Here is a 24,827-nt window from a genome sequence, read left to right on the forward strand (position 1 = left end):
CGGCAGCTGTCACGCTGGGCCCACGGTCGGCTCATCTGCAAAATCGGGCCAGGCATCTACACCGCCGGGCCGACCCCCTCGGCGCTCTTGCCAGCAGCCCAGAAACCTTAACTACCTGGCCTTGGGGGAAGCCCCGACCAAGCTGCTGCTGCACACCGGCACCTGCATCGACGCCGTGACCGCCGAGGACATCTTCGAGCTGCGGTCTTGGGGCATCGCCCGCCAGGTGCACGTACCCGGCCTGCACGGAGCCTGGAAGGTCGCCGCCAAGATCGGGGCGACCTCCGGCGAGCAGACCCTGCGCGGAGCGCTGCGCGCAGGCCCCCGCCCGACCGAGGAACTCGTCGACCGCTACGGCCTCGAGCACCGGCACATCCGCGACCTGTTGGTCGGCTACCTCAACGAGCGGCGGCCCGCCCTGGACTACAGCTCCTTCCTGACCCTGGTGGGCGTGCTGGCCGGCGCGTTCTGGGGCGACATCGAACGCCACCATCCCGAGCAGGACAGCATCCACCTGCCTGACGACGTCGTGCAGGCGTGGAAGGAGCGACTGGCCAGTTGGACTGACTGGAGCACCGGCAAGAGCCGGCCACGTAGCGTCTCCGACCAGGTGGGCATCAAGGTCAAGGTTCGCGGCTTCTACCTGGACATCCAGAAGTGGGCACCAGAGGATCCGCGCTGGGTGGCCTGGGTGGTGCCCTGCCCCATCCGCAAGAGCGAGGTCGCGGGCCTGGCCAAGCTGAAGCGAGCCAGCAGCGCGCAGATGCATCAGCGGATCCGGGACCGGCTGCCCCGCCTGGGTGAACTCGTCGACGCCGCCGAGTCCGCACGCGCCGAACAGCAGCGCCTGCTCGCCGCCGCACTGGCCGCCTCCGCCGGAGCCTGCTTCGAGCACGACGGACGCGCCTACCAGCGGTTCGTCCCCGAGGTCCACACCATCGGCCCCTCGGTACGCAAGCCCGGCCTGCCGGACGTCATGGCCAGGGACGTGGAGAGCGGCGAGCGGCTCAACCTCAGCGTGAGCGAGGAGAACGCCTTCTGGGCCTGGGCCATCATCGAGATCCTCCGGCACACCGGCATCCGGCTGGAGGAACTGCTGGAGCTCACCCATCTCGCGCTGGTGTCCTACCAGCTAACGGGCACCGACGAGGTCGTTCCGTTGCTGCAGATCGTCCTGTCCAAGACCGGCGCCGAGCGGCTGCTACTTGTCCCGCCCGAGTTGGCCAGTGTGCTGGCTCAGGTCATCACCAAGGCACAAAGTGGCCAGTCTCAAGCTGGGTCAGACCCTGGCTTGTCGAGCGGTGCCTCTCCAGTCTCACAGTCCTCAAGCGTTCGGTGGTCTTGTGGGTCAAAGAGGCGATGGGCCGATAAGCGTGGCGGCCTTCATCAGCTCCCAGAAGACCGAGCACGGCATCGACCACATCATCTCCTGCCGGGCCTTGGGGGTGTCGCAGTCCTGGTACTACAAATGGAAGAACCGCATCGGCCAGGACGCGCCCACCGCCCGCCAGCGCCGGCGGGCCGACCTGGATGCGCAGATCACCTGCTCGTTCGAGAAAGCCGGCGGCACTTACGGTTCGCCGCGGATCACCCGTGACCTGCATGAGGCGGGCTGGCGGGTCTCGGAGAACACGGTCGCGGCGCGGATGGCCGAGCTCGGGCTCATCGCTCGCGTGCGGCGTAAGCCGCGGTCGCTGACCCGGCAGGGCAAGCGGCCGGCCGCCCCGGACCTGGTCCGGCGCAAGTTCACCGCGGTCGCGCCGGACGTGTTGTGGTGCGGCGATGTGACGCAGATCGACACCGACGAGGGCAAGTTGTATCTGGCCACGGTCGAGGACCTGTTCTCGCGCCGGCTGCTCGGCTACGCCATGTCCGAGCACCACGATGCCGCGCTGACCTGCGCCTCACTGCAGATGGCGGCGGCCACCCGCGGCGGCGACGTCAACGGTGTGATCTTCCACTCCGACCGCGGCTCGGAATACACCGCCGCCCGCCACCAGGACCTGTGCCGGCGCCTGGGCGTGGTCCAGTCCATGGGCCGGGTCGGGTGCTGGACAACGCAGCCGCCGAAGCCTTCAACAGCACCCTCAAGGTCGAGTACGTCCACCGCCACCGCTTCAGCACCCGGGCCGAGGCCCGCCTGAAGATCGCGACCTGGATCGCCGACTTCTACAGCACCACCCGGCGGCACAGCGCCAACGACGGCCTGCCGCCCATCACATTCGAGCATCACATGATCGACAAGAGGAAAGCCTCATCGGCCCTGCTAAGGACCGCTGTGGCATAGAACCGTCTCCACACTTTCAGGGGATTGACACGGCCGATGCTGGCACCGCTTCGCCACCGCCCCCCGCTGGCGCCCGCCTCGAACGCATCGGCTGGCACGGCATCTGGGCCGACAACTGCACCGCCCTGCTCGGCTACCTCGAGAACGCCGACCGCTCGACCGACAACCCCGTGACGGGTCTGTAACACCCCGGATCGGGTGTCTTGTAGGGCCTCAGTCACCGTGGCGGATTCGTTCTGATCTTGGCGGGCCACGGATCCGCCGGGTGCATGAGTCGTAATCCGATAAGGTCGTTGGCCTCTCGTGTGGCGGGAGGGCACATCTATGCCGGTCGTCGTGTCTTCCCTCCGCGCACGGCCCATCCGTCGCCGGCACACTACCGGCCGCCGGACAACGACCTCTCGAGATGCTTCTCGACGGTGCCCCACACTGGGACGCCGGTGGTGGCGAGGGACAGGACCGCAGCCGTGAGCAGGGCATACCGCACGCCCGCCGCCGCAGCCTGATCGTGCTGGTAGAAGGGGAGCAGCGGCAGGAGCATGCCGGCCGCGCCGAGGAGGACTGCGTTCCAGGTACGTCCCGCGATCCGCTTCCACAGCGGTGCCCGTTCCACCGGGGCGGCCTCTTCAACCATGGCCAGCAAACCATGCCCATCGGAGCGGGCCCACGCCAGGATGAAACCGGTGAGGCCGACGGCGATCGCCGTGTAGTCGCCGGAGTGGATGCCGCGCGCGATGGACGCTTTGGCATTCCTGACGAAGGAGGCCACTTGGGCGCCGTCATGCCGGGCGACACGCCGGGTGGCCTGATCGAAGAGCGGCACCTGGTCGAGCGCGTACCGTTCCACGTCCGCCGCCGCCATCTCGAGGACGCGCAGGACGAAGCGGGCCTCTCTAGGGGAAGCGCGGCGTGCCGCTCGCCCCATGCGGTCGACGGCCGCCGCGCAACCCAGCAACCGCAACAGGCAGGGATCAAAGCGCCGATCGCCGCGAGCGTCGATCGGCGTCCGGACTCCGTGCCACCAGCTCGTAACAGCGGTGATCGCCAGGGCCCATGCCCAGTCGAGCGTCTGGGCATGCCCCGCCGGTTCGAGACTGCTCGCGAAGGCGTAGGCAAGCACCAGGTGGGCGATGACCGTCCCCAGCGCCGCCACCACACAGAACGCGGCGAATTCCTGGAAATAGAACAGCGCCGTCCCGGCGGGCTGCACACCAGAATGGAAGGCGCTGACGGAGACGATGCCATAAAGGAGTGCAGCGACGGCCAACGCGACCGGGTAGAGCAGCAGAAATCGGCGCCGCCTTTCCGGGGAGATCCAGGCGAGGCGAGACATGATCCGACCCGCCTGATTCCAGTAGACAGGTGTGATCACTACAATGATCAACAGGTAGGCCAGAGACGACGTCGCTGCCGCTGGGTGCCCGGCAAAGACCTGCGTCAACCACAGCACGCTGCCGAGCACGGCCGCGAGCACCACTCCCGTGCACGCCGCAAAACCGGTGGTTCTCACCGCGAACCGACTGACCCAGTCGGCTCCTACCCGGTACGCGACGGGCCCCAGCTGCTGGGCGAGGAACTCGCGCTCGGCGCGCTCAACGCAGGTCAGTTGGCTGACCGTGGCCTCTGTCCACTGGACCTGAGCGGACGCTGAGGCGGTGCGCAGGGTGGCGGTGACGCCGTCCATGTCCGCCGCCCTTCAACGATCACCCGAGGCCGTTCCCAAAGTGCGCACCTATCCCGGTCAGCCAGGCGAAAAGCATGAAGATGAGAATGGCGACGAGAATGGTCATCAGGAATTTCATCGCGCCCCCGCAGATATCGTGCATAACTCTGTAGGAAGCTCTCGTTCGGGTCAAGGAAAGTATCATCAATCACCCCTGGAGGCGATAGGAGAATGAGCTCTCCAACATCAAGAGGCTCAGGCGGACCGGCGCGTTGGCGCACGGTTCGACGCATCGCCCGGCGCCGATGTTGTGCCTGCTGTTGATCACACAGCGCGACTGTCACCTGCGATCGACACAACCTTGCCTACGTGCCCCGGGGCCTTGTCTCACGTCGGAAGATGGTGCTTCGACCGAAGCACCTGGCAGCCCACCTTCCGATTCTCCCCAGACCAGCTGGCCGCGTTTGCCCGGACGAGATTCCGCCGATATCGACATCGCCACCGTCCACCAGGCATTCGTCCGGGAGAAGTTTTCAGCGCCAAGAAGATCGCCACAGCTGCGGAATCACTTAGCGAGCAGGTCCGCTACATCGTCGACCAGCACCCCGTCGACAGACGAATCTTGGCCATCAGCCTCCGCGGAGGAAACCGCCACGTCGGTGAGACGGATCTCATGCCAGACGCTTGAGACAGTCCGAGAATCCGCAGGTCGCGCAAGATCAAGATGATACGAAGATTGAGACTCTACATCGGGGATCACTCCTCGAACGACCAATGAGAATTGCCCTCCATCGCGTGCAGGGCTTCTGGGCCTTTCCCAGAGGAAGGCCCGATCGCCTTCGAGATAGCCCTGGCACTGCCACCAGCCGATCACCATGCGCGCGATGGACAGTTCCCGGTTGAGGGTGTCGGCGTCTATCCTCTCCGCCCGCGGCGCCGCCAGCTCGGCCAGCATTTCCGTCAGCGCCAGGTCGTCGATCGCGGCGACGGGAAGGGGGGCAGCTTCGCGCCCCGGCGGGCAGGAGCGGTCGGCGCCAGTTCGCCGGCGAGCATTCATCCCCACGTAGTGAGCAACATCCGGTAGATCCGTCCGGAGGACTTCACGAGCGACAGGGTGGGGTCCTGCTGATCGTCGGTGGAGGTACCGAGCCAGGCCACCAAGAGAGGAATCCCGGTGGCCTGGACGGCTGCGACGCCATCGGCGTCATCTCACGGAAGGTTCACGGGCTTCTGCCGCTCGGCCAGACAACGCAGGACCTCCCAGATGACGGCGAGCTGGCACTCCTCGATCTCGTCACCCTCAGCCCCGCCAACGGTGACGATCTCGATACGCACACCCAACCGACGATTCCGCGTTCGGTCAGAGCCTGAAGAATACGCCGCTGTAGGCGATTCAGGAGACTCTGAGCAGGCCCTTTGTAGCCTTTCAGTCACCCTCTGATCTCCTTCGGCCTTGTCTCGACGCGGTGTCGGCGACGATGCGTGCGCGCGCGAGGTCGCAGAAGGGCTCGCTGATCTCGATTCCGATGAACGGTCTGCCCAACTGCTGCGCGGCAAGAGCGGTAGTTGCCGCTCCGGCGAACGGATCACAGACGGTGCCGCCCGGACGACAGCCGGCGGCAATGGCCCGCAGCGGAATGTCGATGGGGAATGCCGCGAAGTGCGCCGCCCGGAGCGGGCGAGTGGAGATCGACCACACATCTCCCGGGTTCTTGCCACGGGCGTGTGCGGCGGTGTGCCGTTGTCCCGTGGGCCGCATGGAAGTGCCGTAGTGCTTGCCGCGGAAGGCGTCTTGGTCGTCGCGGTACTTGCCGTCCGGGGCGCTGGCGGTTTCGTCAGCCTCTCGGGGTGCCGGAGGGGGATCCCCGGCGTTCGGTACCCGGACGGCGTCCAGGTCGAACCAGTACCGGCGCTGCTTCACCAGCATGAAGATCATCTCGTAGCGGGTTGAGACGCGGTCCAGGACGGACTGTGGCATCGCGTTCGGCTTGTGCCAGACGATGGCATTCCGCAGGATCCAGTCATCCTCCTGAAGAGCGAAGGCGACTCGCCACGGCATGCCGAGCAGGTTCTTGGGCGGCACCGCCAATCGTGAACGGGGACGGATGGCAGGTTGGTGCGGGTTGTAGTCGGCGCCTCTCGCCCAGCCGTCCGAGTTCGCGGCATAGCTGTCGCCCAGGTTGAGCCAGAGCGTCCCGTCGTCGGCCAGTACTCTCCATGCCTCGCGGAAGGTCGCTCGGAGCGTCTCCACGTAGGCAGCCGGCGTGGGCTCTTGGCCGTACTGTCCCTCCACGCCGTAGTCGCGAAGGCCGTAGTACGGCGGGCTGGTGACGAGGCAGTCCACCGAGCCGGCGGGGAGTTCGGCGAGCACCTCACGTGCGTCGCCGAGGTAGAGAGTCGAGTGGTTGTTGGTCCAGTAGGGCTGCCTCATCGCGCCGCCCTCCCGTCGGCGTTGCCGCCGCGGAATGCCTGTGGAGAGGCGCTTTTCCTCTGTGGTGCCTCGGGGCCGTCGGAACCCGGGGATGGCTTGGTTCCTTTTCGGCCTTCTGGATCGAGCTGATCGGTGGTGTTGGAAATCGGTGATGCGGCGTTGGTTCGCGTCGTCATCGCCAGTTGGGGCGGGCCTCAGATCCGCAACGCCCTCGCCGGCTCGTGAGCCGCCGTGAAGCGCATCTCCAAGTGACCAAAGACCTTTGGCGAGCCCCTGGCGCAGCTCTATCAGGTCGTCGCTGACAAAAGTTGATCTCTGGCGGATCGAGGTGCTCAGCTCTCGCCGGAGCTCACCGATCGCGGCCGCCTAAGGCGAGCCAGATGTGGGGCCTACACCGGATGGCGAGACCGAAATTCCTCTCGCAGTGGAGCAACCCCGATGAGCACAGATCTTCGCGAGACGCCTCCCCCGGACCGCTCACCGCTCGATGTCGCCGAGCGCGTCTTCCAGCTCGTCGCATGCGACCCCGCCGGCCTGGCACTCGACGGCAGCAAGCTTTCGCACGAACTGCCCCGGCGGGAGATCCTCCTGACCGAGCTACGCGACCTGCTGGCCTCGCGCACACTGTGCAACGCCACTCGCGACGCCGTCTGGCGCGAGCTCGCCACCCGGGCCCGCCACGACGGTCCGATGTGGCTGGTCGGGGCAGTAGGTACGGCGGTGCCCGCCCTGCGCCGCATCTGCGGGCGGCTTCACCTCTACTCCGTCGCCGGCGGTTCCGAGGACATCGACATCGAGGTCCTGACGGCCTTCATCACCGCCGTGAAGAGCATCGACCTCGATCCACCTGAGCTCCTGTCCCGCATGTGCGCCGCCGCCGGCAGGGCCGGCGAGCGAGCCCGGCGAGAGGCCGAGACCGGTGCCGAGCTGATCCTCGCCGATGCCGTTCTTGCAGGCGACGTCACGCCGACACGGTCGCTGGCCATCGCCTCCACCATTCGCCGAGCGGCGGAGAACACCCCCAAGACTTCCGCGCGGAGCCGGATCACCTCAGATCCGCAGCCCATCATTACCAAGCCGAAGGGAGGCTGGGGCAGCCCCACCGACTCCGCGCGGAACCCCTTTCCAGCACGGCACCGCCTCTTCCGCGGCCTGCTGATCTCAGCAGCCGTTGCCATCGTCCTTGCCGCAGCGGCAGCCGACGCGCCGGCCGAATCAGCCGTGATCCTGCGCCCCGCCCCGCTGCCGAAGGATCTCAACGCGGTCTTCGACAATCTGCGGAACTGGCTCATCGGCCTACTTGCCGCCCTGGCAACGCTCATGCTGACCATCGGCGGTCTTCGCTACCTGGTGGCAGGCGGCGACCCCGGCGAAGTCCAGAAGGCCAAGGCGGCACTCAAGGCTGCCGCGTTCGGCTACGGACTCGCCGTCCTGGCGCCGCTGTTCGTCAGCGTGCTCAAGCGCATCGTCGGCGGCGGGTGACCGCCATGACCTCTCATCGAGCAACCACGGCAATATCTCATGTCCTGTTCGTTTCGGTCGTTGCCGCAGCGGTACTCAGCATTGCCGCCGCCAGCGCGGCGGCAACCCCGACGCCGTCCCCCACTCCGGAACCGCTGCCGTCTCTCCCGCAGGTCAACTTCGGCTTCGGAGACTGGATCACCAAGCAGATCAACGCCTGGTTCGCCAGCCTCGCCGCGTCCGCAGTCAAGCCGCTGCTCGACGCACTCGCGGTGACCCTGCTCGCCACGCCCGACGTCGCCAGCTCCGAGCGGGTCTTCGACCTGTGGAAGGTCACCGTCGCCATCGCGGACTCCGCCTTCGTCCTGCTCGCCACGATCGGCGCGATGACCGCCATGGGCCATCAGACCCTCCAGTCCCGGTACGCGGTCAAGGAGGTGCTGCCGCGCCTGGCGATGGCCATCCTGGCGACCAACATCAGCTTCCTGATCTGCGGAAAGATCATCGAGGTCAGTAACGCCCTGTCCAAGGCGCTCCTCGGGCAGGACTTCGACACCGAGCGGGCTGCGGCCCAGCTTCGACTGCTCATCCTGCCGCCGAGCAACACGCAGATCTTCTACGTCCTGCTCGAACTCGTCGCGATCATCCTGCTGATCCTGCTGCTGATCAGCTTCGTGATGCGATCCGCTCTGGTGCTGCTCCTGGTGGTGGCCGCACCTCTGGCCATGGCCTCCTATGCGCTGCCGCATACCGAGGGTGTGGCCCGGTTCTGGTGGCGGGCCTTCACTGGTCTCCTGGTCATCCAGATCGCCCAGTCGCTCACGCTGGTGCTGGCGGTCCGGATCTTCTTCAACCAGGACGGCAGGTTCCTGCTCGGCCTTGCCCCCACGGGGCAACTGATCAACCTCGTCCTGGCGCTGTGCCTGCTGATCATCCTGGTCCGGATCCCGTCCTGGATCTCGCGGCAGATCTTCGTCCAAAGCCGCAGCTCGACGATCATGCGGATCGTCAAGTACGCCGTGCTGTCCAAGGTCACCGCCCCCGTCCTGAAGGCCATGCACCTGAGAGGCGGCAGCGGAGGCCGCGGAGGCGGCAAGGGCCGCGTCGGCAGGGCGGCGACTCGGGCGCTGGCAGGAAAGGTCATTGCCGGCACGGCCGGTGGTCCCGCGGGCGCTGCCGCGGCAACGGCGTTCACTGCCGCTGCTGCCGCGCGCGGCGGTCCAGGAGCGATGAAACACGCCCCCACCTGGGCCCGGCGTCCTGTACGAGCCGCGGACTGGCAGCCCGCACCGATCAAACATGCCCCTGCCGGGCCGGCCATCCAGGGCAGGTACAAGCCCACTCCGGCCCCGAAGCCACCGGTACAGCCCACCACGCCGGTGTACGGCTACCCCCGCCCGGCCTACTACGCCAACGGCCCGGCAGGTCTCGGCCAGATGATGGCGCTCCGAAGCCGGGCGGCGTCCGACCCCAGCCAAGCCGTGCAACCGCCCAAGGGACAACGTCCCATCCAGCCGATCGTGCCGCCGAACAGGCCGACCCCCGGCCAGGTGGACTGGCCGGAGAACCGCGGCCGTACCACCGGCAAACCTCGCCCGCGCAAGCAGCCGCGAGGTGACGGCAAATGAGCTGGGAAGAATCGATCGCGCGGATCCCGGCCGACGTCGAACAGCCGGACAAGATCATCGGCTCGTTCACCGCCCGGCAGATGGCCATCCTGCTGGGGACCGGCGCCACCCTGTACGGCGCATACATGGCAGCCGGAGATCACGTCCCCCTCGTGGTCTGCGCCGCGGTGGCACTCCCCGTGGCGATCGCCGCGACCCTCCTGGCCATCGGACAGCGCGACGGCCTATCCCTCGACCGCTACGTGCTGGCGGCCATCCGGCACCAGCGCTCCCCCAAACACCTGGTCACCTCCACCGAGGACACCCCCATGCCACCCACCTGGATAGCGGCCGGCTCTCAACGCCTGCCCGCCCCGCTCAAGCTCCCCGCCCGCGGCATCGTCGGCGACGGCCTGATCGACCTCGGCCCGGACGGCGTCGCCGCCGTGGCCGAAGTCTCCACCGTCAGCTTCGCCCTGCGCACCCCCGATGAGCAGGACGCCCTGGTCGCGGTCTTCGGCCGCTGGCTCAACTCCCTGTCCGGCCCCGCTCAGGTCCTTGTCCGAGCCGAACGCGTCGACCTCACCGAGACGATCGCGTCACTGCAGGACAACGCCCGCCGGCTCCCTCATCCCGCGCTCGCCTCCGCCGCACTCGAACACGCCGATTTCCTCCACGAGCTCTCGACCCGCCATGACCTGCTACGCCGCCAGGTACTGCTGATCATCCGAGAGCCCGCCGCCGGCGCCAACGGCCGCGACGTGGCCGCCGCGCGTGCGCTACGCCGCCTGGACGAGGCGTCCAGGGTGCTCGGCTCCTGCGGGCTCACCGCCCGGCTCTTGGACGCCCGCGCCGTCGCGACGCTGCTGGCCTCCTGCTTCGACCCCTCCGCCCCGCCGTTGCCCGACGAAGACATCGCCCTGCCCGGCGAGGTCATCACGACAGGAGGCGCCTGGTGAAGATCCGCCGTAGCCCTTCCAGTTCCACCGGGTTCGGCCCGCAGGCCGTGGAAATCGAAGCCAGGCATGTGACGGTCGGCGAAGGACTGTGCGCGACGCTCGCCATCACCGGCTACCCCCGCGAGGTCGCACCCGGCTGGCTGGAACCACTGCTCACCTATCCCGGCCGGCTCGACGTCTCCCTGCACATCGAGCCCGTCCCGTCCCTGGTCGCCGCCGATCGCCTGCGCAAGCAGCTGGCCCGGCTCGAGTCCGGCCTGCGCTCCGACCACGAACACGGCCGGCTGCTCGACCCAGGCGCCGAAGCCGCCGCCGAAGACGCCCAGGAGCTGGCCTCTCGCATCGCACGCGGCCAGGCCAAGCTCTTCCGGGCCTCGATCTACCTCACCGTGCACGCCACCTCCGCCAACGAACTGGACGACGCCTGCGCCCAAGTACGCGCGCTGGCCGCCTCCCTGCTCCTGGACGCCCGCCAGGTCACCTTCCGCCAGCTGCAGGGCTGGGTCTCCTCGCTGCCGTTCGCCTACGACAACCTCGCGATGCGCCGTACCTTCGACACCCCCGCCCTGGCGGCGGCCTTCCCCTTCACCAGCCCCGACCTCACCACCGAGCTCGGCGCAACAGCCGTGCTGTACGGCGCCAACACCGCCAGCGCCTCCCTGGTCGCCTGGGACCGCTTCGCCCAGGACAACCACAACTCGGTCACCCTGGCACGATCCGGCAGCGGCAAGAGCTACCTCACCAAACTCGAAGCCCTCCGCTCGCTGTACGCGGGCATCGAAGTGGCCGTCATCGACCCCGAGGACGAGTACGCCCGCCTGGCACACGCGGTAGGGGGCGCCTACGTCCACCTCGGCGCTCCGAAGGTCCGCCTCAACCCCCTCGACCTGCCGCCCAAGAACCAGCGAGGCGAAGACCCGCTCACCCGGCGGGCGCTCTTCCTGCACACGCTGATCGCGGTCATGCTCGGCGAACCGCTCGGCAACACTGGCAAAGCGGCACTCGACCGCGCCATCCTTGCCACCTACCGGCAAGCGGGCATCACCACCGCCTCACACACGTGGAGCCGCCGGCCGCCGCTCCTGAGTGATCTGGCAGCGAACCTCGCCGAGGACTCCGACCCCAAAGCCAAAGAGCTGGCCGCCGGCCTCGCCCCGTATGTCTCCGGCAGCCACCGCCAGCTCTTCGACGGGCCCACGACGACCCATCCGGACTCTCACCTGATCGTCTTCTCGCTCCGTGATCTGCCGGAGGAGCTCAAAGCGGTCGGAACCCTCCTGACCTTGGACGCGATCTGGCGCCGCGTCTCCGACCCGTATAATCGCCGCCCCCGCCTGGTCGTGGTCGACGAGGCCTGGCTGCTGATGAAGATCCCCGAAGGCGCGCAGTTCCTGCTTCGCATGGCCAAATCCGCTCGCAAGCACTGGGCCGGCCTGTCCGTCGTCACCCAGGACGCGGCCGATCTGCTCAGCTCCGAACTCGGCCAGGCCATCGTCGCCAACTCCACCACCCAGATCCTGCTGCGCCAGGCACCGCAGGCCATCGACGCGGTCGCCGAGGCCTTCCGCCTCTCGGACGGCGAACGGCAGCTGCTCCTGTCCGCCGAGAAGGGGACCGGCCTGCTCACCGCCGGAACGAGCGGCCAGCGCTGCCCGCTCCAGGTGATCTCCAGCCGGCGCGAACACGAACTCGTCACCTCCTCGCCCCAGGAGCTGGCCGAGCTCGACTACGAGGAGGCCGACCTATGATCTACGACCTCCTCAAGGACCCCGACGCCGTCCTCGATCAGGTACTCGGCTGGCTGACCGCGTACGGCCGGCAGATCGTCGCAGTCCTGTTCGCCGCCGAGGTGCTCGGCGTCCTGCTACGCGCCTGCGCCGCACGAATCCGGCATCACCGGCTCGTACGAGGCGCCCGCTGCGTGGAGATCCTCGCTCCCCCGATGGCGAACATGCCGGGCGCCGAAGCGCTGTGGGGCAACCTCATCGGGCTGCTCAGGCCCGCGTGGAAACGAGTTCTCTTCGGACAGCCGCATCTCGCCTTCGAATTCACCTTCGGCGCGGGCGGCGTGAAGATCAGCCTGTGGGTGCCGGGGTCAGTCCCGCAGCACCTGGTCGAGCATGCGATCGAAGCCGCCTGGCCCTCTTCCCGCACCGCCATCGGCCATGCCAACCCGCCCGTACCCACCGGCGGGTACGCGACCGGCGGGCAGCTCGTCCTGGCCCGGCCCGAGCGGCTGCCGATCCGGCACCACCACGGCAGCGACCCGCTCCGCTCGCTCCTCGGAGCGGCAGTCGGGATGCCGGGATGGCAGCACGCCTGCGTGCAGATCCTCGCCCGCCCGGCAACCGGCCGCCGCCTCGTCAGCTCCTGCGGCGGTGCGGCGGCCCGGCTCCTGCGAGCTCTCCTCGACCTCGTGGCGCCTGGCCCACGGCATCTGCGCCAACCCGCCGGAGACCGCGTCGCCCGGCTCGAGGAGACAGCGGAAGCCCAGGCCATCAGGGACAAGGCGCACCACTCCCGCTACGAGGTCACCATCCGCTACGCCGTACAGGCGGACGTGCCCACCCCAGCCGACCTCACCACCGCGAAGGCCGCCCACAAGATCCGGCAGAACGCCAACCGCGGACGGGCCCACGCCCTCGCCTCGGCGTTCGCACTCTTCAGCGGCCACAACCGGCTGGAACGGCGACGCCTGTTCCTGCCCGCAACCCGGCTGGCGCCACGACGGATGAACCGCGGCTACCTGCTGTCGCTGCCGGAGCTGTCCGCGATCGCGCATCTCCCCCTGGACGCCGCAGTGCCCGGCCTTCAGCGAGCGGGGGCCAACACCGTCCCTCCCTCTCCGAAGATCGCCCACGGCGGACCACACGCCAAAGTCCTCGGCTTCTCCGACGCCGGGCACGATCGCCCGGTGGCGCTGCGCGTCGCCGACTCCTTCCACCACGTGCACGTGATGGGCCCGAACGGCACCGGCAAGTCCACGTTCCTCGCCCAAATGATCCTCTCCGATGTGGTGGCCGGCCGCGGCGTGATCGTCATCGAGCCCAAAGGCGACCTCATCCGCGACCTCCTCGGGCTGATCCCGGAAGAGAGAGCCGACAAGGTCGTCCTGATCGACCCTGATGACCGGCACCCCCGGCCCTCCCTCAACGTCCTGGGCGGTCCCGACCTCGCCATGGGCGTGGACAACCTGGTCGGCATCTTCCACCAGATCTACGCCGACAACTGGGGACCTCGCACCGACGACATCCTGCGCGGCTGCGCCCTCACCCTGGCCCGCAACGGCGGCACCCTCGCCGACATCCCCGCCCTGCTCTCCGATGCCACTTTCCGCCGGCGGCACACCACCTCCATCGGCGACCCCATGCTGCGCGGCTTCTGGAGCTGGTACTCCGCCCTGTCCGAGACCGCCCAGGCCAACGTCACCGCCCCCATCATGAACAAGCTGCGAGCCTTCCTCCTCCGCCCCTTCGTCCGCGACGTGCTCGGATCCACCAGCTCGACGTTCGATCTGGGAGACGTACTCGACGGCGGGATCCTCCTCGTCCGGCTGCCCAAAGGTGTCCTGGGCGACGACTCGGCCCGGCTGCTCGGCTCGATGCTCCTCGCCCAGGTCTGGCAGGCGGCCTCGCGCAGAGCCAAGATCGGCCAGACCCGCAGCGCCGCCGCGCTCTACGTGGACGAATGCCACAACTTCCTCACCCTGCCGCACGCCCTGTCCGACATGCTCGCCGAGGCCCGCGCCTTCCGAGTCTCCCTCGTCCTCGCCCATCAGCATCTGGGCCAGCTCCCCCGCCCGCTGCGCCAGGCCATCTCCGCCGACGCCCGAAACAAGATCTACTTCTCGCTCTCCCCCGAGGACGCCCGCGAAGTAGAGCAACACTTCACCCCCTTCCTGACCGCACACGACCTGGCCAACTTCGACGCCCACCAGGCCGCCGCCCGCCTGGTCGTGCGCTCGGCCGAGGCACCCCCGTTCACCCTGCGCACCAGGCCGCTGCCCGAACCCTCCAGCGACGTCGCCAAGCGCATCCGCGCGGCCGCCGCCCAGGCATACGGCCGTACTGCCACCACCACCCCCAAGCCGGATGCCCGGCGCACCCTCTGAAAAGGAGAACCATCATGTCCACCGTCCGCTACACCCCCCGCATGCTCGGCGAACTGGCAGTCCGCCTCACCGAGCGCGACCGTAACCTGATCCGCCTGCTGCGCGACTTCCGCGTCCTGACCTCACCGCAGGTCAGCGAGATGTTCTTCGACACCGACGACGCCGCCCGCAGGCGACTGCTGGCGCTTACCCGCATGGGCATCCTCGAACGGTTCCGCCCCAACCTCCCACCGGCCATGGGCACAGCGCCGTACCACTACGTCATCGGCGAGACAGCAGCCGCGGTGCTCGCCTCCGAGGAAGGAGTCGACCTGAGCGACTTCGGCTACCGGCGCGACCGGGTCCTCAGCATCGTCTACAGCCAGCAGCTCGCCCACACCGTGGGCACCAACGGGATCGCCACCAGCCTGTACGGCTTCGCCCGCCGCTATCCGGACACCCAACTGACCACCTGGTGGCCCGAGCGCCGCTGCGCTACCGAATGGGGCTCGATGGCCCGTCCCGACGCGTACGGCCGCTGGTCCGAAGGCGAGCACAGCATCGAGTTCTTCCTCGAGTACGACACCGGCACCGAACCGCTCGACCGGGTGGTCCACAAGCTCGACGGCTACGTCAAGCTGACCGAGTCCAGCCGGATCGTCACTCCCCTTCTGTTCTGGGTCCAAGGTGAGCGCCGCGAGGCCAACCTCCGCAAGAAGCTCAAGCACCATCCCGGCAACATGTTCGTCCCGATCGCCACCGGCCACGCGGACACCGTCATCGGCCTGGCGAACGACGGCCCCGCCGGTGCGCGATGGCTGCCCACCGACCTGGAAGCACCGCGGTGCAGGCTGGCGGAACTGGCCAAGCGCTGGCCCGGCCTCGGCCCTCAGGTGGCCCCCGAGCCGGCCGAGGAGGACGCCGAATGATCCTCGAAGCCGGCCTCGCCAAAGCCATCGCCGCAGGAGGAGGGCTCGTCTCCAGCGTCGCCGTCATCGCCGGGATGGCCGGCGGAGGCAACTACGCCAAAGCCCAAGCCGACCCCGGACAACTCTCCTCAGCCGTCTGCGCCTACACCACCAAGCCCTCAGCCCCCAAGCTCGAAACAACGCTCAAGCAGCTCCGCCTGACCCGGAAGCAAGCCGCCAACGCACGCGTCATCATCGACACGGCCGACCAACTGGCGCTCCCCCGCCGAGCCGCCGTCATCGGCATCGCCACCGCGTTGCAGGAATCGTCCCTCGACAACAGCACGGTGGGCGATCGCGGCCACGCCTTCGGGCTGTTCCAACAACACCCGCAGTACGGCTGGGGCACACGCGCTCAGGTCACGAACCCCTACTACGCCGCCGAAGCGTTCCTCACCCGTCTGAGCAAGCTCGACAACTGGACCACCAAGCCCCTCACCACCGTGGCCCAAGCCATTCAGCGATCAGCCTCCCCCAACGCGTACGCCAAACACGAGGCCCGCGCCGACCGCCTCGTGACCGCCCTGACCCAGCGCCCCAAGCCCCGCGGCACCGTGAAACTATCGCCCGCCGACGCCAAAGCCGTACGCGACAGCATCGAGCTGGCGACCTCGCTCGGAATAACACGAGCCGTCATCGTGGCGGACGTCAAGGAAGCCCTCGACGCCGGCACGCTCCCCAGCGCGCTGAAGAACGCCAAGCCGAGAGGGGACCGATCGCAACTGGCCGAGCTGATCGTCGAAACCAGCGCGAGCCGCCTCTGTAAGGAGCTCTCCCAGAAGATCGACCAGGTCCTCGACCCCGCCACCCTCGCCGCGATCAAAGCCTCCGGCCGCGGCGCGGTCGCCCTCTCCGCCGCGCTCAAGATGATCGGCATCCCCTACTCATGGGGCGGCGGCGGCCCGACCGGACCCAGCTACGGGATCGGCCACGGGGCTCGAACCAAAGGCTTCGACTGCTCAGGCCTGGCCGAATACGCCTGGGCCGCGGCCGGCGTGCGAATCGGCGGCCACACCTCGGCGCAATGGCGGACAGGCGCCCGCGTGGAACGCTCTCAACTCGGACCAGGAGATCTGGTGTTCTTCGCCACCAACCCGAACAACCCGGCCACCATCCATCATGTGGTCCTGAACATCGACGGCAAGCGGTACGTCCACGCTCCGACCACCGGCAGCACGGTACAGATCGGGCAGTGGACGGCGGGACGAGAGGCTGAGTTCGCTGGAGCGGTACGCCCTGGATGACCTCGGCGTACGCTGGATAGGACCGCTCTCACCTTTTGACCAATCGGTATGAGTAGGTCGGCGGGAGGGCCCACGCCAAGTGCGTCGGGCCCTCCCGTTTCTTTGCCTCTGGTGGTGCCCTTCAGCTCGTTATCGTGCCAAAAACGCTTGGAGAAGTGTGTAACCCGGCATGTGCTCAGCAGGGCGCACACCTACCGCGAACATCTCCGGCTCGTCGAAGACCGGCTCTCCGTTCGGGCGGCGTGTATACGGCACCCGCCCATAGTCCACACCGTCACTCTGATCGAAGCTCATCCACGTGATCGACTCTTGCTCACCTTCGCGCAGGGCGTGATTCGACACCGCGCGGCTGTAGACCTTGTCCGGCGTGATCATCCACACCTGCGGAACGGCCAGAACCCATCTGGTGGCCTGGACCTCTTGGGCCTTGGCAGCGGCGCGCGTCTCGAACGAGGCAGCCGACTCCGGATCCCGCAGGTAGTCATAATCGCTCAGCACGAGCAGACGCTCGCCTCCGAGCGCGACGATTGCAGGGCATTCGCGAGTGACGATGCTTCCTTCGAGTCGATCGACCACGTCGAAGAGCAGCGCGGCCGTATCGTCGTTCATCGCGTCCTCCGAATGCCGACAGTCCCCCGATCCTGCCATGGCGCGGGGGATGCGTGGTGCCGGTCAAGGCACCACGCATCCCGTACGACTCAGGCGGTTCTGGCCAGGATGCGCCGGTCGAGGGCTGTCTCCAGGGTTCGGATGGTGGACAGGTCCAGGTCGTCGATCTCGCCCTTGACCATGCGGTGCATGTTGCGTTCGGCGCGTACGGCTCCCCGGACGGTCTGGTCATGGTGGGTGAAGGTGTTGACGGCCTGAAGGACGCCGAAGGCAGTGCCCTGCCAAGGGCTGACCCGCTCGTCATCGTTCCAGAGCCGGGTCAGGGCGTGGCGCTTGGTAAGGGCGTTGGTGCGCTTCGGCCCCCGCTCGGCGGGGATCGGCGCGTGCCGGTTGAGGAAGGCGGTCCATTGTGCGTTGGACACGTCGATCTGGCATAGCTGTCTGACTTCGGCGGCGAAGTCGTCGGCGGCGCGATGGATGACGCCGAGGGCGTCGCGGACGTCCACTACACGGGCGAGGCTGTTGCGGGAGTGCTTGATCTTCACGCGTTTGGCGTTGTTCGAGGCCAGCGCGGCGGACAGGGTGTTGTCGCAGACGATCAGCTGCGCGCCGGTCTGGTACGTCGAGGAGAGGGAGCCGTCCAGGGAGGTGGCGGCGGACAGGAACGGCCGGAAGGCGATGCCCTCGGGGGTCGTGCAGGTGTCGGGTAGCTCAACCTGGACCCAGGCGACCGCTCCGTTCCTGAGCAGGCCAGCAGAGCCGATGGCCAGGTCATCGTCCAGGATTGTCTCGACGTGTTCGACGAGCCAGCGCTTGTATTCGTGGATTTGGAACCCTCGCTTGAAGATGCCGAGGATGTGGCCGGTGTCGGGACGGATGATCGTCTTGCCGCTGGGGTCGGTGAGGCGGGTGACTCCGTCGCTGGTCAGGTAGCTGGTCTCCAGAGTGCCTTCGACGGGTTCCCAGTGGAACAGCCGCCGCTTGACGTCGGCTACGGGGATGGGACCTGAGTAGTGGTTCGGCTCGTCTCCCTGCTGGCTGGCGCGGTAGTGCCAGGCCGTGCCGCGCTTGGCGGTGAAGCCGATCAGGGTGTTCTGGTTGAGCCAGGTCAGGCTTTCACGGGACATGATGATCTCCAATGGTGAAAGGACGCGCGGAAGTGCCCGGCGGCCGGTGTTGGCGGCCGCCGGGACATGGTTTGGCTGCAGCTAGGCGGGCGTGCCTTTCCAGAGGCGCAAGGCTTCGCGGACGTCATCGCCGGTAGGGCGATCGGTGGCGCGTAGGTCCGCCAGAGTCCAGGTCACGCGCAGAATGCGCGCCAGCGCCCTGGGGGTGAGTGCGCCAGAGCACAGCTGGTCTTCCAGCGGTTTGAGCGCCTCGGGGTTGAGACGGTAGCTGGTGCGTAGTTCTGTGGCCGGAATCTGGGCGTTGGTCTTCCAGGGGCTGCCACCGAGCCGGTGAGTGGCGCGGGACCTGGCCTCAGCCACGCGGTCGGCAACGGTGCGGCTCGACTCTCCGGGTTGCGCGTCCCAGGTGATCGGCTCGATCGGCGCGCTGATATCGATGCGGGTGCCCAGCGAGCTGAGACGGTTGAGGTATCGCCGACGCTCCACAGGGCGGCAACGGCAGGTGCCGGTGGCGCATGGACAGGGAGGCGTGGCGAGGAGGAGTTGGAAGGAGGCAGGCAAGCAGATGATGCCGTCCCAGTCGGCGATGATGATCTCGCCTGTTTCCAGAGGACGGCAGAGCCCGTCCAGAACGCTGCGGGGATATTCCGGTGCCTGGTCCAGGAAAAGCACTCCCGCGTGGGCGAGGGAGACGGCTCCTGGCCGCACAAGGCCGCTGACGCGGCAGCCGAAGATGGCAGCGACGGTGTTGGTGTAGTGGGGCGTGCACAACGGCGGCCGACGACTGCGCCGCTGCGTCACGGTCAGTGCATAGATCTTTTCGACCTGCGCGGCTGTGGCCTCGTCGAGCGCAGGAAGGATTCCTGGCAGACGTTCGGCCAGCATCGTGGCGGGGCCATCTCCGACCAGTAGCAGGTGATGCCCACCGGCCGCGCTGACCTCCACCGCGAGGCGGGCGTCGTGGTTGCCCCGGAGGTCGGCCAGATCCGGTGGAGACGCTTCCTCGTCTCGTGGAGTCGTCCCGGTGATCGGCGCATCACGGTTGAGATGCGCGACGAGGTCGGCCAGCGATGCGGCCGGGATCGTCACGCACCGGGTGCTCTGATCCGCGTCAACGGCCGGAATGGCGACGCCGCGGACGCCGGAGGCGACCACGGAGGCGATCGCACACGAGAGCCCACGGACATGCCGAACGGTGCCGTCCAAGCCGAGCTCGCCGAGGAACGCGGTATCCGCCACCCTCTCGGGGCTGATCTTGCCATCGGCGGCGAGGATGGCCACCGCGATGGCCAAGTCCAGGCCAGAGGTGTACTTGGGGACGTCAGCGGGGAGCACGGTCACCGTGATCCGCTCCTGCGGCCAATCCCAGCCGCTGTTGACGATCGCGGTCCGGATCCGGTCCCGCGTTTCGGCGATTGTCGAGTCCGGCAGGCCGACCAGGTGAAAGCCCGGCAGTCCGGGAGAAAGGTCGGCCTCGATGCGGATCACGTATCCGGTCAGGCCGATCACGATGGCTGAGGAGGTTGCGGTGAAGGTCATGATTCGTCACCGCTCCTCAGCCTGGATCGGCAGCCGCGGCAGAGCCGCGCGCGGGCACCGCTCAATCTGGGCCTCGATCTGCTCGGCCAGCTCTCCGATCCGCATCTCGTGGAGCATCGAGCCGGGCAGGCCGTTGACGAGGGCGTAGTCCAGCATGACGGCGAAGCTGTAAGTGGGGTTGTCGGCGAGAGCCCGGTCCAGCGCGGTGCGGGTCAGGGTTCCCGCGCCGCTGATGTAGGCGGCGAAGGCCAGCAGCAAGGCGGGGGCGGCGACGTAGCCGGGTTCAGCCCGGCGGGTCACCTCGCTCCACAGCTTGATGTGTGCCTCTTCCGGATAGGTGCCCAGCAGGGTCATCGCGGCGTCGCGCACCAGGATCGAGGTGAGCAGCACGCCCAGCCAGGCCAGTTGCTCCGGCGTGATCGGCTCGTCATCGGCACTGCGTGCGAACGCGTCGTGCACCTGGTGCAGGCCTTCGTCGTACCAATACCGAGGCGAAGCGGTGGCCAGCAGGGTTTCCGCACGCTCGCGGGCGGGGCCGGTGGCTTCCCGGACGGCCTGGCGGTCCGGACCGTCCACCGCGGCCACGCAGGCGGCGACCGCCGCGCGATCCGGGAGCGGACACAGACCCGCCACGACGGCGGCCATGGCCGCCGTCGTGGTCGAGATGTCGTACGGGAAACCGTCGTCCGGGCTCGTCTCCAGTTGGGACCAGTACCGGTTGTGCTCGCAGCGCAGGAGTTGCAGGACCACCATTCCGGTGTCAGTGATCGCGTCGCTCAGGCTGTCCAGCGGTTGCGTGACCTGGTCGGACGGCCCATAGCCGATCACGGTGACGGCGTCGGCCTTGTTCCGGGCCAGGACACCCACCGTGGAGGCGATGACGTCGTCGTGTTCACGTGCGGTGCCGGGTAGGTCGTGGCGCATCCCCGTGATGAGGGCTCCATCACGGAATGCGAGGATCATCAGGCTCATGGCGGGGTGGAAGCCCAACAGGTAGGGCACGATCGCGAGGTAGTCGGCGGGGTGCGACAGACGGACGGTTTCGGTCATGGCGAGATCCCTCCAGAGGTGGGGTGATAGCGGGCATGAACAGCACGCCCCACCGTCCGGTCACGAAGGACTGCGAGGCGCGCTGAGGTGACGAACTAGAGCCGGGGTAAGTCGTGCGGCAGGCTCGGGCACGGCCGCGCCTGGTGGCCCTCTACAGCCAGTCGCGGCACAGCCGCTGATGGCGGGTCGTAGTCAGGGAGTAGTGGCTTTCGGGGATGATCACTTTGCCGTCATCGCGGACCCAGGCGATGGGGGTGGAGTACGACAGCACCACGTACACGATGCGTGGCTCATCAGCTCGGTAGCGTTCCACCCATTCGGCGGGCAGTCGTCCAGTCTCGAAAGGCGGACGACACACGGCCCCCAGCGCGCCACGTGTGGTGAACGGCGCGCGTTGAGCCAGCCGAATGCCGGGAAATCGTGAACGGCTGGAGACAGGTGGCATGAGCCTCTACCCCACCCCGCAGCCGGGCGACGAATGTTGCCTGCCGCAGTAGCCGCACGCATCCTCCTGCGCATACAGCGAGAGTTCCTCGGCGAAGCGGTCTCGCCAGGTGATCTGCGTGCGGGTGTAGGCGTCGAAGTATCCGGCGTCGGTGTCCCCTGGCCGCAACGTCAGGAAGCGCAGCGCCGTCGTGGCTGAGCTGATCAGCGCGCTGGTGGACACCACAGTGCCGACGGGTGAGGTGATGTCGGTCGCGGAGAAGACCGTCCGGTTGCAGCGGGTCAGCCGATACAGCCAGCGCAACCGCCCTTCGGCTGTACGGCTGTGCGGCCACAGTTCGAGGAGGTGTCCCTCGTCGATCGGCCATCCAGCCAGCAACCGGGGGGTGATTCTCCATCGTGGGGGAAGGACTATGCCGTCAAGAACGGCCATAGGGGTGTTCTCCTCGCGGTCGGCGTTCGTCCTCGGCGGGCGGCGGCTCCAGGCCCAGCGTGATCGAGTTGGCCACGCGGATGCCGTAGTGCAGCGCGTCCCGCAGGCACGCATGGAACAGCACTCCGGGGAAACGCTGGCGAACCTCATCGAGGCTGGTCACCGTGCCGCTCCAGTCCCCCGCTCGATCGGGTGCGGGCGAGAGGAACAGGTGCCGAAAGGAACAAGTGGGTCCGTGCGCTACGGGCGCGAGCCGCGGACACAGCACCACAATGAGCATCTCCCCGGCAGGGTCAGTGCCCATGTAAAAACCTCCTTGGGGTGGTACGGGCGCAACCTGCCGTATTTCCGGCGGCCGATCTCGACCTCACTTAAATACGGTGGCGAGCTATGCCCAAACGTCCGGCAGGATTCATGTTCATTTGAAGTGAAGAACGCGTGAGACCAGCAGCTTCCTTTCTGTGTCCGACATCTTTGTCTCTCACTTAAATACGGTCTCCGACTCGGTCCAACCGTCCGCTCTTTTGAAGTTCTTCGGCAAAGAAAAAGGGCCCCAGAGTCGAACTCTGGAGCCCTATGCGCGGTTTATTCAGTCATCCGAAGCAGGCTCGCCCGCGGCGTACACCATCGTGTCGCGCGCGCCGTCGAGGCGACCCGAGAGCTCCCGGAACTCCGCGCGGGCGGCATCGCGAACACGGATGACGGCTCGGCGGGAGCCGTACGCCCCGCCTTCCCGCTCCTGAGCGACCGTGGCCAGGATTCCAGCCCGCCCGAGGTCGTCCGCCTGCTCAGCCTTGGAGATGATCTCCCGCAGGACAGGGAACTCCTCCCCACTCCCGAACGCCTGACGGAAGATCTCGGTGCTGTGCTGAGCGGCGGAGAACGCCACGGCCGCACGGGTCACGTTCTCCGCGTGCGGAAGTCCGCGAATGAGCTGCGCCCCTGGCGTCGCGTCCGTCTCGGACGGCGGCACGTCCACGCGGTAGCCGTTGCGGGCAGCGGCGTCCCGGACCGCCCACCGCTGAAGCGTCGTCCGCGTGATGGTCATCTCCGCGCCGTCCCGGCGCACGTAGGTCCACGCCTGAGTTTCGCGGGTTGCGCCGCTCTCGGGAGCCTGCTGAAACTTCCCGAGCACGTCACGAAGCCGTTGGGCGAAGAGGAGAACGGCGTCCTGGGTGACGTCGTCGGATACATCATCGGTGCCGTAGGGGGCGTGACCGCCCTTGACGATCGTGGCGCTTCCGTCCATGCGCTTACGGGATCGCGTGGCGTCGACCGTGCGGCAGTATCCGCGGGCGAGCTTGCGAACTTCCGCCCAGTCCTCCGGGGTGATACGCGCCATGTCCACCGGCATGAGACTCCCGCCGGGAATGCTGGACGGGACACCCTTTGCCATCGCGCTCTTCGCCATGACCGCTCTCCGATCTGCTCGCGTTCCGGCTATCGGAACACCTCACCTTTTGACCAATTCAATTAAATCTCAAAATGTAGATCAAATCAATAAGCCCGGCCAATAAAGGAAAAGGGAAATCCATCGAGCGAGAGGCAATCACCCAAAAACTCAAACTAAATTAATCCATAAGACAATGGTGATGATAATAATAAAGAAGGAAATATTCTTGACGGACAACCAGAAGGAGATGTCAGCGAACCAGCCGACGCTTCTATGGGGACTGCCGCTCCATGAGTCGGGGCTCGCTCCGAGCGCCCGCCACACCTTTGACCTCGGACGATTCGGCCGCAGACCCTTCGATTTAATCCGAAGGGGTGCTCGCATGGCTATCGGGTAGCCTGATGGGGGGCCTGCCGGCACCATGCCGCACATTCCATCCCCACGTTCACTTCCTATGCCAGCGGACGGTTCACGCTGGACCCTTTACTCCTCAGAAAGAGAAAGGGTCACCAATGCACCGCATCCTGGTCCTGGCGTCGGCATCTGTCCTTTTGGCCGTCGCTCCGGCCCCCTCCCCAGCGCATGCCCATACACAGCCACAGCACTTCGCGAAAACCTCTACCAACTGTGCAACGAAGATAGAGATTACCGGCGATAAAGTAGCGATCCGCAACGAGGCCACATCAAAGGCACCTATTGTCGCTTTCGTCAGGGCAGGCGACGTTCTAGAGAGCTGCTGGAAGGTCATCGGACGCGGGAAGCGCTACAGAAAATGCGGTGCGACGCACTACGACTGGTACTTGGTTAATGCCGGCACGCCCAAGAGCGGCTATGTGCCTGTGACTTGCGCCCGCAAGCTGTAGCATCACCGCAAATCACGACAACGCGCCTCGCTATCAAAGCGAGGCGCGTCCCTGCTCAAGACCTTTCGCGTCTCCCTATGCTCCAGAGAGTGGAATGGTTGCTCTGGTCGTCCAGCGATAGACGCGTTCGTCGCGGTCGAGGACGATGAGTTGGATGTTGCCGACGGCAAGGGTGACAGGTTCGGCCTGCACAGCCTCGAGAGCTTTGGCATACGGTTCGATGTGGCCGTCTGAGTGGCTGTAGGCGATGCTCACATGCGGTGTCCAATCTTCGGAGTCAGGGACTCGTTCTGGGCCCCAGACGTCACCGATCGCCTGCCTTACGGCATGCCGTACCCTCCGGATTTGCTCAGCGGGCTGGACATGGAACTGCAGCGCTTCCGGGTCCGTGACCGGGCGAGCGAAGGTGAGCCGGACCGGACCGACAGACGCCAGCCTGGCCATGGCGGCTTCGGCGATGGCGGTGATGTCCGCGTCGCTGACTTCATCGGTGAAGCCGATGCCCTGCATGGTCAGATGCAGCCACTTGTACGGGATCAGATCCAGGCCGTCGAGGGCGGACAGTGGCGCCTGATAGGCAGCGACCAGGCGGTGCAGGGCGGGCTGATCCTGGAAGGTGGCGTGGAAGGTGTACATGCGGCGACCGACTCGCCATCCGG

22 protein-coding genes are annotated in these 24,827 nt (G+C 67.2%); 9 read left to right on the plus strand and 13 right to left on the minus strand.

The genetic code is table 11. The features are described from left to right. Positions 1 to 1,373 precede the first annotated feature (1,373 nt). On the plus strand, positions 1,374 to 2,144 hold the full coding sequence (locus tag ABEA43_RS65570; protein WP_345580324.1) for an IS3 family transposase: 771 nt from the start codon (positions 1,374 to 1,376) through the stop codon (positions 2,142 to 2,144). Further along, a complete protein-coding gene (locus ABEA43_RS68580; protein ID WP_425570751.1) occupies positions 2,048 to 2,287 on the plus strand; it encodes an integrase core domain-containing protein in 240 nt (79 codons plus the stop codon). The genes ABEA43_RS65570 and ABEA43_RS68580 overlap by 97 nt, the downstream gene beginning before the upstream one ends. A gap of 376 nt (positions 2,288 to 2,663) precedes the next feature. On the opposite strand, the gene ABEA43_RS65575 is transcribed toward ABEA43_RS68580, so the two are convergent. From ABEA43_RS65575 to ABEA43_RS65590, 4 genes are all read right to left on the minus strand, one after another. Beyond that, on the minus strand, positions 2,664 to 3,971 hold the full coding sequence (locus tag ABEA43_RS65575) for a hypothetical protein (RefSeq protein ID WP_345580328.1): 1,308 nt from the start codon (positions 3,969 to 3,971) through the stop codon (positions 2,664 to 2,666). 544 nt (positions 3,972 to 4,515) lie between these two features. Continuing rightward, the gene (locus ABEA43_RS65580) at positions 4,516 to 5,007 is read right to left on the minus strand and encodes a hypothetical protein (protein ID WP_345580331.1); all 492 of its coding nucleotides are present in this window, start codon (positions 5,005 to 5,007) and stop codon (positions 4,516 to 4,518) included. Between the two features lie 152 nt (positions 5,008 to 5,159). Continuing rightward, complete coding sequence (locus ABEA43_RS65585) at positions 5,160 to 5,285, minus strand: hypothetical protein (RefSeq protein WP_345580334.1); 126 nt, start codon at positions 5,283 to 5,285, stop codon at positions 5,160 to 5,162. Between the two features lie 91 nt (positions 5,286 to 5,376). After that, positions 5,377 to 6,381 (minus strand): DNA-methyltransferase, encoded by a 1,005-nt coding sequence (locus tag ABEA43_RS65590; protein WP_345580337.1) that lies wholly within the window; start codon positions 6,379 to 6,381, stop codon positions 5,377 to 5,379. Positions 6,382 to 6,819: 438 nt separating this feature from the next. On the opposite strand from ABEA43_RS65590, the gene ABEA43_RS65595 reads away from it, so the two are divergent. The 7 genes from ABEA43_RS65595 to ABEA43_RS65625 are packed head-to-tail and all read left to right on the plus strand — an operon-like array spanning position 6,820 to position 16,710. Continuing rightward, entirely contained in the window at positions 6,820 to 7,863 is a 1,044-nt protein-coding gene (locus ABEA43_RS65595; RefSeq protein ID WP_345580340.1) for a hypothetical protein, read from the plus strand. 5 nt (positions 7,864 to 7,868) lie between these two features. Then, positions 7,869 to 9,470: a conjugal transfer protein TrbL family protein gene (locus tag ABEA43_RS65600; protein ID WP_345580343.1), complete on the plus strand. Its 1,602-nt coding sequence runs from the start codon at positions 7,869 to 7,871 to the stop codon at positions 9,468 to 9,470. Then, positions 9,467 to 10,408 (plus strand): PrgI family protein, encoded by a 942-nt coding sequence (locus ABEA43_RS65605; RefSeq protein WP_345580346.1) that lies wholly within the window; start codon positions 9,467 to 9,469, stop codon positions 10,406 to 10,408. Before ABEA43_RS65600 ends, ABEA43_RS65605 begins: the two co-directional genes overlap by 4 nt. Beyond that, the gene (locus tag ABEA43_RS65610) at positions 10,405 to 12,156 is read left to right on the plus strand and encodes a VirB4 family type IV secretion system protein (RefSeq protein ID WP_345580349.1); all 1,752 of its coding nucleotides are present in this window, start codon (positions 10,405 to 10,407) and stop codon (positions 12,154 to 12,156) included. Before ABEA43_RS65605 ends, ABEA43_RS65610 begins: the two co-directional genes overlap by 4 nt. Beyond that, the gene (locus ABEA43_RS65615) at positions 12,153 to 14,519 is read left to right on the plus strand and encodes a type IV secretory system conjugative DNA transfer family protein (RefSeq protein WP_345580352.1); all 2,367 of its coding nucleotides are present in this window, start codon (positions 12,153 to 12,155) and stop codon (positions 14,517 to 14,519) included. Before ABEA43_RS65610 ends, ABEA43_RS65615 begins: the two co-directional genes overlap by 4 nt. Before the next feature lie 14 nt (positions 14,520 to 14,533). Next, positions 14,534 to 15,427, plus strand: coding sequence for a replication-relaxation family protein (locus tag ABEA43_RS65620; protein ID WP_345580355.1), 894 nt, complete (start codon positions 14,534 to 14,536; stop codon positions 15,425 to 15,427). Next, a complete protein-coding gene (locus ABEA43_RS65625; RefSeq protein ID WP_345580358.1) occupies positions 15,424 to 16,710 on the plus strand; it encodes a C40 family peptidase in 1,287 nt (428 codons plus the stop codon). Before ABEA43_RS65620 ends, ABEA43_RS65625 begins: the two co-directional genes overlap by 4 nt. A gap of 129 nt (positions 16,711 to 16,839) precedes the next feature. Here the strand turns inward: ABEA43_RS65625 and ABEA43_RS65630 are convergent, their stop codons facing one another. The 9 genes from ABEA43_RS65630 to ABEA43_RS65670 form a co-directional block, all read right to left on the minus strand. After that, positions 16,840 to 17,319: a hypothetical protein gene (locus ABEA43_RS65630; RefSeq protein WP_345580361.1), complete on the minus strand. Its 480-nt coding sequence runs from the start codon at positions 17,317 to 17,319 to the stop codon at positions 16,840 to 16,842. A gap of 89 nt (positions 17,320 to 17,408) precedes the next feature. Further along, positions 17,409 to 18,446: a DUF932 domain-containing protein gene (locus tag ABEA43_RS65635; protein WP_345580364.1), complete on the minus strand. Its 1,038-nt coding sequence runs from the start codon at positions 18,444 to 18,446 to the stop codon at positions 17,409 to 17,411. Between the two features lie 81 nt (positions 18,447 to 18,527). Beyond that, positions 18,528 to 19,985, minus strand: a complete 1,458-nt coding sequence (locus ABEA43_RS65640) for a YifB family Mg chelatase-like AAA ATPase (RefSeq protein WP_345580368.1) — start codon at positions 19,983 to 19,985, stop codon at positions 18,528 to 18,530. Between the two features lie 6 nt (positions 19,986 to 19,991). Next, positions 19,992 to 21,035 (minus strand): DUF4192 domain-containing protein, encoded by a 1,044-nt coding sequence (locus ABEA43_RS65645; protein ID WP_345580371.1) that lies wholly within the window; start codon positions 21,033 to 21,035, stop codon positions 19,992 to 19,994. 151 nt (positions 21,036 to 21,186) lie between these two features. Next, complete coding sequence (locus ABEA43_RS65650; RefSeq protein ID WP_345580374.1) at positions 21,187 to 21,348, minus strand: DUF8033 domain-containing protein; 162 nt, start codon at positions 21,346 to 21,348, stop codon at positions 21,187 to 21,189. A 138-nt stretch (positions 21,349 to 21,486) separates the two neighbouring features. Then, positions 21,487 to 21,858: a hypothetical protein gene (locus ABEA43_RS65655; RefSeq protein WP_345580377.1), complete on the minus strand. Its 372-nt coding sequence runs from the start codon at positions 21,856 to 21,858 to the stop codon at positions 21,487 to 21,489. A 40-nt stretch (positions 21,859 to 21,898) separates the two neighbouring features. Then, entirely contained in the window at positions 21,899 to 22,216 is a 318-nt protein-coding gene (locus ABEA43_RS65660) for a hypothetical protein (RefSeq protein ID WP_345580380.1), read from the minus strand. A gap of 285 nt (positions 22,217 to 22,501) precedes the next feature. Next, positions 22,502 to 23,254, minus strand: a complete 753-nt coding sequence (locus ABEA43_RS65665) for a hypothetical protein (protein WP_345580383.1) — start codon at positions 23,252 to 23,254, stop codon at positions 22,502 to 22,504. Between the two features lie 989 nt (positions 23,255 to 24,243). After that, positions 24,244 to 24,804 carry a 2'-5' RNA ligase family protein gene (locus ABEA43_RS65670; protein WP_345580386.1) on the minus strand — a complete coding sequence of 187 codons (561 nt, stop codon included), beginning with the start codon at positions 24,802 to 24,804 and terminating at the stop codon, positions 24,244 to 24,246. Positions 24,805 to 24,827: the final 23 nt, after the last annotated feature.

It is taken from the genome of Nonomuraea rosea (assembly GCF_039539705.1).
GTDB lineage: Bacteria > Actinomycetota > Actinomycetes > Streptosporangiales > Streptosporangiaceae > Nonomuraea > Nonomuraea rosea.

Bases quoted from the DNA above. Each gene is read 5' to 3' on its own strand.
- ABEA43_RS65575 (WP_345580328.1), bottom strand. From the start codon at position 3,971: ATGGACGGCGTCACCGCCACCCTGCGCACCGCCTCAGCGTCCGCTCAG.
- ABEA43_RS65580 (WP_345580331.1), bottom strand. From the start codon at position 5,007: ATGAATGCTCGCCGGCGAACTGGCGCCGACCGCTCCTGCCCGCCGGGG.
- ABEA43_RS65590 (WP_345580337.1), bottom strand. From the start codon at position 6,381: ATGAGGCAGCCCTACTGGACCAACAACCACTCGACTCTCTACCTCGGC.
- ABEA43_RS65595 (WP_345580340.1), top strand. From the start codon at position 6,820: ATGAGCACAGATCTTCGCGAGACGCCTCCCCCGGACCGCTCACCGCTC.
- ABEA43_RS65600 (WP_345580343.1), top strand. From the start codon at position 7,869: ATGACCTCTCATCGAGCAACCACGGCAATATCTCATGTCCTGTTCGTT.
- ABEA43_RS65605 (WP_345580346.1), top strand. From the start codon at position 9,467: ATGAGCTGGGAAGAATCGATCGCGCGGATCCCGGCCGACGTCGAACAG.
- ABEA43_RS65615 (WP_345580352.1), top strand. From the start codon at position 12,153: ATGATCTACGACCTCCTCAAGGACCCCGACGCCGTCCTCGATCAGGTA.
- ABEA43_RS65620 (WP_345580355.1), top strand. From the start codon at position 14,534: ATGTCCACCGTCCGCTACACCCCCCGCATGCTCGGCGAACTGGCAGTC.
- ABEA43_RS65625 (WP_345580358.1), top strand. From the start codon at position 15,424: ATGATCCTCGAAGCCGGCCTCGCCAAAGCCATCGCCGCAGGAGGAGGG.
- ABEA43_RS65630 (WP_345580361.1), bottom strand. From the start codon at position 17,319: ATGAACGACGATACGGCCGCGCTGCTCTTCGACGTGGTCGATCGACTC.
- ABEA43_RS65635 (WP_345580364.1), bottom strand. From the start codon at position 18,446: ATGTCCCGTGAAAGCCTGACCTGGCTCAACCAGAACACCCTGATCGGC.
- ABEA43_RS65640 (WP_345580368.1), bottom strand. From the start codon at position 19,985: ATGACCTTCACCGCAACCTCCTCAGCCATCGTGATCGGCCTGACCGGA.
- ABEA43_RS65645 (WP_345580371.1), bottom strand. From the start codon at position 21,035: ATGACCGAAACCGTCCGTCTGTCGCACCCCGCCGACTACCTCGCGATC.
- ABEA43_RS65660 (WP_345580380.1), bottom strand. From the start codon at position 22,216: ATGGGCACTGACCCTGCCGGGGAGATGCTCATTGTGGTGCTGTGTCCG.
- ABEA43_RS65665 (WP_345580383.1), bottom strand. From the start codon at position 23,254: ATGGCGCGTATCACCCCGGAGGACTGGGCGGAAGTTCGCAAGCTCGCC.
- ABEA43_RS65670 (WP_345580386.1), bottom strand. From the start codon at position 24,804: ATGTACACCTTCCACGCCACCTTCCAGGATCAGCCCGCCCTGCACCGC.